This window comes from Kitasatospora putterlickiae (assembly GCF_039527695.1).
Taxonomy (GTDB): Bacteria; Actinomycetota; Actinomycetes; order Streptomycetales; family Streptomycetaceae; genus Kitasatospora; species Kitasatospora putterlickiae.
Window position 1 is genome coordinate 1 of the sequence record NZ_BAAAKJ010000460.1, and the last position, 1980, is coordinate 1980.

Genomic DNA, 1980 nt, shown 5'->3' on the forward strand with positions numbered 1-1980 from the left:
GGCCTCGGCGGTGTCGGCCCGGCCGGCCTCGGTCCCGGCCGGGACGGCCCGGCCGGAGCGGCGGGCGCGGAGCAGTTCGAGCACCACCGGGATCACCGAGACCAGCACGATGCCGATCAGGATCGGCTCGATGTTGTCCCGGACGAACGGGATCTGCCCGAGGAAGTAGCCGAGCACCGTGACGCCGGCGCCCCACAGCACGCCGCCGATCACGTTGAAGAGGACGAAGACGCGATAGTTCATCCCGCTCACCCCGGCGACGATCGGGGTGAAGGTGCGGACGATCGGCACGAAGCGGGCCAGCACGATCGCCTTCGGCCCGTGCCGCTCGAAGAAGGCCGCCGCCTTCTCCACGTTCTCCTGCTTGAACAGCCGGGAGTCGGGGCGCCGGAACAGGCTCGGGCCGACCTTCCGCCCGAACAGGTAGCCGACCTGGTCGCCGGCCACCGCCGCGAGCACGATCAGCAGGCACATCAGCCAGAGCGGCTGGTCCAGGTAGTCGCCGTCGGCCACCAGCAGGCCGGTGGTGAAGAGCAGCGAGTCGCCGGGGAGGAAGAAGCCGATCAGCAGTCCGGACTCGGCGAAGACGATGGCCAGGATGCCGATCGGCCCGAAGGTGTTGATCAGGTGGGTCGGATCGAGCCAGGACGGGCCGAGGGCGAGGCTGGTCACGGTGCGGGACTCCTGAGGGGCCTGAAGGAAGGTCGACTCTTGGCAATGAAACAGTAAAGCATTCGCCAAGGGATCCTCGAAGCCCCTGCTCCCAGGGGTAGTCCGACAATCATCCGGGTCCCACCATCGGGCGAATCCCCTGCCGTGTGGTGGAGTTCGTCCGCGGCCCGGTGAATCCTGGTCGTGCGACGTCAGGCAACGGCGCTGCGGAGCGGCCACTCCGGCAGCCGCCACCATTCGCACCCCATCCTCAGGAGACCACCGTGTCCCGTATCCGCGCAGCCGCCGCCGTCACCGCCCTCGGGGCCTTCCTGCTCGCGGGCGTCGGCGCCGCCCACGCCGACAACGGCGCCGGCGCGGACCACCAGTCCACCAGCGGCGTGGTGAGCAACACCGGCTCCAACAACGTCGTCGGCAACGTCGTCGGCAATGTGACCGGCACCCAGCAGACCGCCGGCGGCTCCGGCGCCGGCAACCAGGCCAACACCCTCGCCGTGACCGGCAACGCGGGCTCGATCGGCGCCCTGCAGGGCAACGGCGACCTCCCCGCCCTGGTCGCCCCGCCGGCCGCCGACTGAGCGCTCCGCCGCCGAGCGCGCCCGCCCGGTCCGGCCGTGATCGGCCGGGGCCGGGCCGGGTCGGCGGCCCGGGGAGGCCCGGCACCGCCCCGCCGAGCCGGAGCAGGCGGTCGCCGAGATCCGGCCGGGCGCTCGCCGACCGGATCCGCACCCCGCCGTTGGCCAGCGGGAACAGCGCGTGCACCCGGATCCGGGTGGCCACCGCGTCCTCCTCCGGCGGCCTGATCCTCCCGAGCAGGTCGACCCAGCCGTGCAGGAAGTCCCGCCGGAAGGCCGTCGCGGCCCGGCGGTCAGACGGCGCCGGCCGTTCCGTCTCGCTCAGCATCACCCCCAGGTGGTCACCGTCACGCCGGGCGAAGCCCACGTACGCGACCAGGCCCGCCGTCAGCGCCCGCTCCGGTTCGCCCGGGGCGCCGGTGGTCGCGCCGCCGACCTCGTGTGCTGTCGAAGTGCCGGTAGACGCGGGGCCCCGAGATGCCCACGGCGAAGCCGTGCCGGTGGAACAGCCGTGCGGCCGCCGTCAGCGGTTCCTCCCGACTCGGTCGCCGGCCCGGCCCCGGCGTCGAACCAGTCATCGGACGGGGCTCCGTCGAGCCGGACCGCGAGCACCGCGGTGAGGAGTTCGCGGAGCAGCCGCTCGGCCCGGCACGGCGGCGGGGCGGCCGAGAGGCAGGACGGCCCGGAACTCACCGTCGCGGACGCCGACCCGCAGAGCGACTCGGCGTCCGCC

At 73.5% G+C, this 1980-nt stretch carries 2 protein-coding genes; one reads left to right on the forward strand and one right to left on the reverse strand.

The window, feature by feature from the left end; genetic code table 11:
- A partial coding sequence (locus ABD308_RS36860; RefSeq protein ID WP_344344664.1) for a DedA family protein occupies positions 1 to 672 on the reverse strand: 672 nt, incomplete at its 3' end.
- A 263-nt stretch (positions 673 to 935) separates the two neighbouring features.
- Between ABD308_RS36860 and ABD308_RS36865 the strand changes: the two genes are divergently transcribed.
- A complete protein-coding gene (locus ABD308_RS36865) occupies positions 936 to 1250 on the forward strand; it encodes a hypothetical protein (protein WP_344344667.1) in 315 nt (104 codons plus the stop codon).
- The last annotated feature ends 730 nt before the right edge of the window (positions 1251 to 1980 follow it).